Below are 7505 nucleotides of genomic sequence, written 5' to 3'. Positions count from 1 at the left end.
ACGACCCCGCGCTCGGCGGCCGCCTCGGCCAGGTGCGCCGACCGGCCGCTGCGGGCCAGGGCCAGCCCGTCACGGGCGAGGGCGGCCCCGCCGAAGTAGGCCTCCAGGCAGCCGACCTCGCCGCACGCGCAAGTCGGGCCGAAGTCGTCGAGCCGGATGTGCCCGATGTCGCCCGCGGTACCCGCGACCCCGCGGTAGACCTTGCCGCCGAGCACGATCCCGCAGCCGATCCCGGTGCCGATCTTGACGAACATCAGGTCGTCGGTCGAGCGCGCGACCCCGGCGTGCCGCTCGCCGAGCGCCATCGCGTTGACGTCGTTGTCCACCGCGACCGGGCAGCCCCACAGCCCGCCGAGGTGGTCGCGGACGTTGAACCGGTCCCAGCCCGGCATGATCGGCGGCGCGACGGCCATGCCTTCGGCGAAGCTGACCGGCCCCGGCAGCCCGATCCCGGCGGCGATCAGCCGGCCGGGCGCCTCGTCCCGGACCTTCGCGGCGAGCTCGGCGACCCGCCGCAGCACCGGGTGCGGGCCCTGCCGCACATCGCAGTCCTCGACGGCGTGCGCGAGCACCTCGCACGAAGCATCGGTGACGGCCACGCCGACCGACGTCGCCCCGACGTCGACGGCGAGCACCCGCAGCTCCCCCGCGAGCCGCACGAGCGTGGACCGCCGCCCGCCCCGGCTGGCCGACGGCCCGGCGGCTTCGACGAGCCCGACCTCGGCGAGCCGGGCGACCTCGGCGCCCACCCGGGCGCGCGGCAGTTCCAGGCGCTCGCCCAGTTCGACCCGCGACATCGGGCCGTCGTCGCGGAGCAGGGTCAGCAGCCGGGTCTGGTGCCGGGTTTCGACCATCGACTGCTCCGGGGTGGATACCGTGCTCATTCGCCTCAGCGTACTGGTGCGCGGCGGCCCGCCGATCCGCCCGGCCGTGGCTGGTGGGGTGCGGGTGGGGGTCACCCGGACCGGTGCGATCGGCCCCGATCCCGTTCACCGGCCGGGCTTCGGGGGCAGCCTCCCGCCATCGCAAACCGGCTCTACGACAGGAGGATCACCATGCGACGGATCACGGCCGCGCTGGGTGCGTTGGCGTTGACGACCGGAGTCCTCACCGGCGCTTCGGCCGCCGCACCGGTATCGGCAACGCCATCGGCCTCGGCTCAGGCGGAGAGCGTCCCGGCGGAGAGGTGCATCGGCAGCTCGCTCGCGATGTTCGCCACGACCGCGTTGTGCGTGGTCCCCCGGACCTATCCGATCCTGCTCATCCCGGCGAGCTGAGCCGGCCGGCGGGCGGGTGCGGGGTGCCGATCGGGTGCCCCGGCACCCGGCCCGCCGGCCGGCCAGGCCGATCCACGACCGGCCGCCTCACCGCACCGCCACCGGGAAGTCCGGCAGCACCAGCGCCGAGTGCTCCGGCCGAGCCACCGCCGGCGGCGCCGTGGTCAACCCCCTGAGCGCCGCGTTGCGGGCCTCCAACGCTTCCGCCGTTGCCGGGAACAAGGTCGCCTGGCCCTCGCTCACCAGCCCCTGGTTGGCCTCCACGAACCCGCGCAACCGGCTCTCGTACGCCGCGAACGCCGCCGCATGGTCCGGGAACACCGCCAACGCGTGCGCAAGCACATAGGCACCCACCAGGGCGAGGCTCGTGCCCTGGCCGGTCAAAAACGATGGCGCGTGGGCCGCGTCGCCGACCAGGACCACGCGGCCGGATGACCAGCGGGGCATGCGGATCTGGCTGATCACGTCGAAGAACAGGTCGTCGGCCTCGCGCATCGCCGCCACCATGCGCGGGATCTCCCAGCCGTCGCCGGCGAAGGTGCGGGCGATCAGTTCTCGCTGGGCCTCCGGGTTGCGGAACGCCTCCAGCGGCGGCTCCGGCCGGGCCGAGACCAGGAACCCGTGCACCTCTTCACTGTCGAGGACCGCGTACAGCGCCGCGCCCTTCCCCGGCTTGCTCCACGCGAGTCCCTCCCGGAACAGCCCGAAGTCGTTGGGCATGGTGAAGCCCGCGAAGCAGTAGCCGAGGTAGTGGTGGAACGGTGCTTCGTCACCGAAGACGAGTTCGCGGGTCCGGGAATGCAGGCCGTCGGCGCCGATCACGACGTCGTAGGTGTCCCGGTGGCCGCTGCGGAACGTCACCTCGCCGTCTTCGGTGAGGGTCTCGATCGTGTCGCCGAAGCGGACCTCGACGTCGTCGCGCACCAGGTCGAACAGCGTGCGGATGAGGTCGCCGCGGCGGATCTCGAGGTCTTCGCCGTCCGCACCCCCGATGATCGCTTCCGGGGCCAGCGACGCGATTTCCGCGCCGTCGGCGTCGAGGAACGTCAGCCGCCGCGTCGAGATGTGCAGGTCCCGCAGGCGCGGGAGGATCCCCATCCGCTCGACGACGTCCAGCGCCGTGCCGCGGACGTCGATGGGATAGCCGCCGGTCCGGAGTTCGGCCGCCTTTTCCACGATGGTGACCGCGAACCCGGCCCGCCGCAGCCAGAAGGCCAGCGCCGGGCCGGCGATGCTGGCCCCCGAAATCAACACTCGCTTCATGACGCCTCCGATAGCTAAGTTAGGTATCTAAATTCGGGGTGCGACAATGCTCGTGATCAACCCCCGACCAGACCGACTATATACCTAAGTTAGCTATCTAAGAGGTGTGATGGCCGACACAGAAGCCGGCGACCTGCGTGCCGTGCTGCCCCGGCTCATGCAGCTGGGCAACCTGATGAACCGCAGCGGCCTCGGCGAACGCGCGATGCGGCGGATCGGGGCCGACCTCGACCGGCCCGGGCTGTCGATCATCCTCGCCCTGCACATGACCGGGAAGGCGCTGCGCGTCGGCGAGATCGCGGACCGGATGCAGGTCGCCGGCCCGCACGTCACCCGGCACCTGCACGTGCTCGAACGACGGCAGCTCGTGCGCGGCCTGGCCGATCCCGACGACCGGCGGGCCCGGCTGGTCGAGCTGACCCCCGACGGCGCCGAGATCGCCGATCGCTACATCGCCACCCTGCTCGGCTGGTTCGGCGACGCCCTGTCCGGCTGGGCACCGGAGGACCGCCGCACCTTCTACGACCTGCTCCTGCGGTTCACCGACGACCTCGCGGCCTTCCTGTCGGCGACCGCCGAAGAGGACTGAAGACGCTACGAGTCAGTGCTGCGCGAACTGCCGGTGCACCGGCTGGCCGACCCCGGGCTGGACCGGCAGCGGGTCGAGGACCAGCCGTTCGCCGTAGACGTCGGTGATCGCGACCGGCCCGCCGCACCCGGCACCGTTCTCCGACAGGAAGTAGTTGTAGTCGGTGCGCTGCAGCCGTTTCCAGCTGCTGCCCGCGCGGACTTCCAGCCGGGCCACCGGATTGCGGTGGTCGAGCACCTGGATCCCGCACCAGTACTGGGACGAGCCGTCCTTGTAGCGCAGGGAAATCTGCTTCGGCGACGGCGAGCTCACCAGCTTCCAGGTGACCGGGATCTCGCCGAGGTTGCGCGCCCCGAGGCGGTCGAACGCCTTCGGGTTCAGGTCCACCTGCCCGACCCGGCACGGCGCCGGGCACAGGTTGGTGATCCGCACCGTCACGCTCGCGCCACCCGCCTGGACCTGGACGTACGCCCCGCACGCCTGGGAACCCTCGAAGTCGGCGACGTTCATCGCCGCGTTCAACGGATCCGGGCTCGCGTCGAAGCCGCACGCGCCGGTGCCGTCGGTGTCGTAGAAGGTGGCCACGCCGGAGTGGGACACGCCCGGCTTGATCCGCCCCGCGAGCGGCGCGGCCACCGACGTCGGAGCCGCGGCACTGGACGACGTCGAAGTCGTCGCGGGCGGAGTCGTGGTGGTGGCCGGGGTCGACGCCGGGGGCGTGGAGGTGACGGCCGTGCCGATCGCGGGGGCGGCGTCCGCCCGGTTCGCCGCTTCGGCCGGCGCGGTGCCGCCGGTCCGGGTGGCGACCAGGACGACGACCGTCGCAACCACCGCGAGCAACGCCACGATCGTCCCGAGCACCACGCGTCCGCGCACCCGCACCTCCCGCACCGCCGGACAGTCCACAACGGACCGCACCCGAGGGTCAGCCGGGCGGTGTGCACGCTAACACAACCGCGGCCGGTTCAGGAGACCGTCCACACCTGGCTCGCGGCGCCCGTCCCGCCGAGCTGGACGACCGCCGCCCCGTTCGCCGTCGAAGACCCGGACACCCCGATCGTCAGGCCGCTGCCGACGTTGACCAGGACGTACTGGCTGCCGGTGAGGCTGCCCACCAGATCCGCGGCCCACTGCTGGCCGGCGCCGCCGGTGCAGGTCCACTGCTGCAGCTGGACTCCGCTCGCGGTGGACCCGTCCGGCACGTCGAGGCACAGCCCGCTGTTGACGTTGACCAGCGTGAAGACGTTGTCGGCGACCTTCGTCAACCGCCACTGCTGGTTGGTGCCGCCGTGCGCGGGCCACTGGATGATCTTGCCGCCCGTCGCGGTCGACGCGCCCGAGGCGTCCAGCACCTGCGAGCTGCCGGCGTTCTTCAGCACGTGCGTCCCGTCGCCGGGCAGCCCCGAGTTCGCCGACCACGTCCCCGCGTCGGCGTCGAGGTTCCAGCTCGGGTACTGGCCGAGGTTGACCGTCGTGCCGCGGATCGTGAGCGGCAGCCAGATCAGCGGCGAATTGCCCATGGCGTTGCCCGTCCAGCGGTCGCCCGCGTAGAGGTACGTGGTCGCCGCGCTGCCCTGGACGGTGATGATGTTGGCGGTCTGGCTGTTGTAGGTGTTCGTGCCGGTCGCCGCGAAGGTGCGGAACGGCGACCACGGCCCGGCGAGCGACGTCGCGGTCGCGTACACGTTGTCGTTGGTCGCCCACCCGGTGAGGTGGGAGGCCAGCAGGTAGTACGTCCCGCCGACCTTGACCACGGCCGGGGATTCGTAGTTCGGCAGCGTCGCCACCGCGCTCGCCACCGACGTGTAGTCCGCGGACAGCCGGTAGATGCGGAGGCTGCGGCCGGCGTTCTCGCTCAGCAGGTAGGCGGTTCCGTCGGTGTCCTGGAACAGGCCGATGTCGCGGCTCTGGTTGCCCAGCGGCTGGAAGCTCCCGCGGTAGCTGTACGGGCCGCAGGGCGTCGGGCTGGTGGCCACCCCGACCCGCTGGTCGGAGTAGCTCGTGCTGTCGATGTGCAGGTACATCACGTACGTCCGGGTGGCGGCGTTGTAGAGGACCTTGGGCCGCTCGACGATCCGGTTCGGGCCGAGGTCGCCACTGCTCTGCTTCGCCAGCGCGATCCCCTGGTGGGTCCAGTTCGCCAGGTCGGTCGAGGTGTAGCAGGGGATGTCCTGGAAGGCGGTGTTCGCCGTGGTCTGGCCGGTCTTGTCCTCGCCGAAGCCGTACCAGGTGTTCCCGGCCTTGACGATGCCGAGGCCGTGCAGCTGCAGCGGGCGGCCGGCGGTGTCGGTGCGCGTGACGCCGAGGGTGAACGTGTTCGCCGCCGCGTGCGCCGGGTCCGCGGGCACCAGCACGCCGGCCAGGACGGCGAGCAGGGTGACGAGCAGAGCGAACGGCTTCGGGACCTGGTGCGCTGAGCCGGACATCGGTGTCCTCTCCACGGGTGGTCGAACCGGTTCGCCGGATCGACTCGTCCAGGATGGTAGCCGGGCCAAGGCAGAAGCTGGGAAAATTACACCGGCATCGCCGATGCCGTCGAATCGGTTCGAGGAGAACCGGTCACAGGTTGCGCAGCACGATCTGCAGGTTGTGCGCCACTTCCTGCGTCAACGGGTCATCCGCTCCGAACGCCTTCAGCGCCGCGTGGTACGCCTCCTGGAGGGTGACCGCGGCCGCCTGCTTGTCGCCGGTCATGTAGAGCGCGGCCCCCAGGGTCTTGGCGGTGTCGATCGTGTCGGGGTGCCGCTCCCCCAGTTTCCGGGTCCGGCGGCTCACCACGTCCCGCAGCACCGGCAGGCCCTCGTCCCACGCCCGCAGCACGGACAGCGTGCAGCCGAGGTTGTGGCCGTACTTCAGGGTTTCCGAGTGGTCGGGCCCGAGCGCCGAGACCGCCCGGCGGCGCGCCTCCCGGTGACTGACGGCGGACTCGGGCAGCCGCTCCCGCCGGAACTGGGTGGAGCCGAGCAGGTCGAGCACGGCGAGGGTACCCGGGTGGTCCGGACCGGCCGCGGTCTCGCAGTCGGCGAAGAGGGAAGTCAGGCTGAGCTCCGCCGCCGCGAACTGCCCGGCGTCGAACATCGCGCCCGCGGCCCGGGCCCGGCGTTCGAGGTCGGCGGGCCAGGCCTTGGGGCGCTTGGAGAACAGTCCCATCCGTAGGTCCTTTGCAGACGTCTCAGCCGGCTTTGCCGAGGAGGTCGTCGAGGGACCGGCCCTCCGCCGGCCCCACTTCGGCACCGAGCGGGACACCGAGCTTCTCGGCCAGGTCCCGCAGCCGCAGATCGATCGCCGCCTCGGCCAATTCGGCGAACTCCGCCGTGGTTTCGCGCAGCCGGCTCCACGCCGTGAGCAGCACCCCCGCGGCGACCAGCAGCGCCGGCCACCACAGGACGCCGGGGACGAGGTACAGCAGACCCCAGCCGGCCAGCGTCGCGGCCTCGGCGTAGCGGGTGCGGACGTCGGTGATCGGACGCCGCGCGTCTTCGTCCAGCAGCAGCCACAACCGGGGCCACACCAGGGCCGCGCTGACGTAGTACTGCGCCCGGACCCGGACTTCGAGCAGCCGGGCCCGGTCGCCCAGCCAGGTCGGCCGCTGCGGCAGGTAGGCCGGCACGACCGGGGTGCCGGCCCGGTCCGCGGCGGCCAGCGCCCGGCTCCGCCGCGACCACCGGGTCCGCTGGAGCAGCCCGCCGGTCAGGAACCGCTCGCGCAGGCACCAGCGTTGGACCAGCCTGCCCAGGCCGCCGGCGGCGGTACCGGCCAGGCCCGCGGCGGCGAGCACCACGGCGGCGAGGACGACCAGCCGCGCGGGCGGGGCGGAGAACTCGGCGCGGGCGGACAGCCGGGAGAAGGCGAACGCGTGCGCGTGCCCCAGCGTGGACGCGGCGACGACCACGGCGACCAGGAGCAGGCCGGGCAACAGGATCGCGGTGACCCAGCGGTTGCCGAGGCGTTTGCCCACCTCGGTCAGGAAGCCGGTCACTTCGGCCGCATCGAGGCGTCGAAGGCCGCGCAGCGCGGCGGGTGGCCGTTCTCGTCCCGGGTGGCCACCCGGGCGCACCGGTCGAGCGGGCAGCCGTACTCCCCCGCGCCGACGCCGGGCGCGCGGCCCCCGCCCGGCAGCGCCGCGATCCCGAGCGCCGGCCGGTCCGCCCAGCTGCGCGGTGCGCCGTCGGGCCCGACCGGCCCCCACTTCTTGAGCGCGGTCTTCGCCGGGCCGCCCTGTTTCACCCGATCGGCGTCGCGGTCGAGCCGGTCGAGCACCCCGCTCCGGCGCGCCGCCGTCCGCAGCTCGGGCAGCAGCAGGCACCACAGCGCCAGGTGATCGGCTTCGGAGTCCACCGCGTCCCCCCTTCCGACGTCGGACGATCACGGAGTCT

The 7505-nt window shown here is 72.6% G+C and carries 9 protein-coding genes; 2 read left to right on the top strand and 7 right to left on the bottom strand.

Annotated elements, in window-relative coordinates:
- A partial coding sequence (locus tag ACWEVN_RS10510) for an ROK family transcriptional regulator (protein ID WP_452051043.1) occupies positions 1–884 on the bottom strand: 884 nt, incomplete at its 3' end.
- 171 nt (positions 885–1055) lie between these two features.
- Between ACWEVN_RS10510 and ACWEVN_RS10505 the strand changes: the two genes are divergently transcribed.
- Positions 1056–1277 (top strand): hypothetical protein, encoded by a 222-nt coding sequence (locus ACWEVN_RS10505; RefSeq protein ID WP_449683444.1) that lies wholly within the window; start codon positions 1056–1058, stop codon positions 1275–1277.
- An 87-nt stretch (positions 1278–1364) separates the two neighbouring features.
- Here ACWEVN_RS10505 and ACWEVN_RS10500 read toward each other — a convergent pair whose 3' ends face one another.
- Complete coding sequence (locus tag ACWEVN_RS10500; protein WP_452051042.1) at positions 1365–2540, bottom strand: FAD-dependent monooxygenase; 1176 nt, start codon at positions 2538–2540, stop codon at positions 1365–1367.
- Between the two features lie 109 nt (positions 2541–2649).
- On the opposite strand from ACWEVN_RS10500, the gene ACWEVN_RS10495 reads away from it, so the two are divergent.
- Positions 2650–3129 carry a MarR family winged helix-turn-helix transcriptional regulator gene (locus tag ACWEVN_RS10495; RefSeq protein ID WP_452051041.1) on the top strand — a complete coding sequence of 160 codons (480 nt, stop codon included), beginning with the start codon at positions 2650–2652 and terminating at the stop codon, positions 3127–3129.
- A gap of 12 nt (positions 3130–3141) precedes the next feature.
- Here ACWEVN_RS10495 and ACWEVN_RS10490 read toward each other — a convergent pair whose 3' ends face one another.
- The 5 genes from ACWEVN_RS10490 to ACWEVN_RS10470 form a co-directional block, all read right to left on the bottom strand.
- Entirely contained in the window at positions 3142–4005 is an 864-nt protein-coding gene (locus tag ACWEVN_RS10490) for an expansin EXLX1 family cellulose-binding protein (RefSeq protein WP_449683441.1), read from the bottom strand.
- A gap of 89 nt (positions 4006–4094) precedes the next feature.
- On the bottom strand, positions 4095–5555 hold the full coding sequence (locus ACWEVN_RS10485) for an RICIN domain-containing protein (protein WP_452051040.1): 1461 nt from the start codon (positions 5553–5555) through the stop codon (positions 4095–4097).
- Between the two features lie 133 nt (positions 5556–5688).
- Positions 5689–6279 carry a tetratricopeptide repeat protein gene (locus ACWEVN_RS10480; RefSeq protein ID WP_452051039.1) on the bottom strand — a complete coding sequence of 197 codons (591 nt, stop codon included), beginning with the start codon at positions 6277–6279 and terminating at the stop codon, positions 5689–5691.
- A gap of 22 nt (positions 6280–6301) precedes the next feature.
- Positions 6302–7108 carry a hypothetical protein gene (locus ACWEVN_RS10475; protein WP_449683438.1) on the bottom strand — a complete coding sequence of 269 codons (807 nt, stop codon included), beginning with the start codon at positions 7106–7108 and terminating at the stop codon, positions 6302–6304.
- On the bottom strand, positions 7105–7467 hold the full coding sequence (locus ACWEVN_RS10470; protein WP_449675502.1) for a hypothetical protein: 363 nt from the start codon (positions 7465–7467) through the stop codon (positions 7105–7107). The genes ACWEVN_RS10475 and ACWEVN_RS10470 overlap by 4 nt, the downstream gene beginning before the upstream one ends.
- Between the last annotated feature and the right edge of the window lie 38 nt (positions 7468–7505).

Source organism: Amycolatopsis sp. NPDC003861 (assembly GCF_053605405.1).
This window is presented reverse-complemented; position numbering and strand designations above follow the sequence as displayed.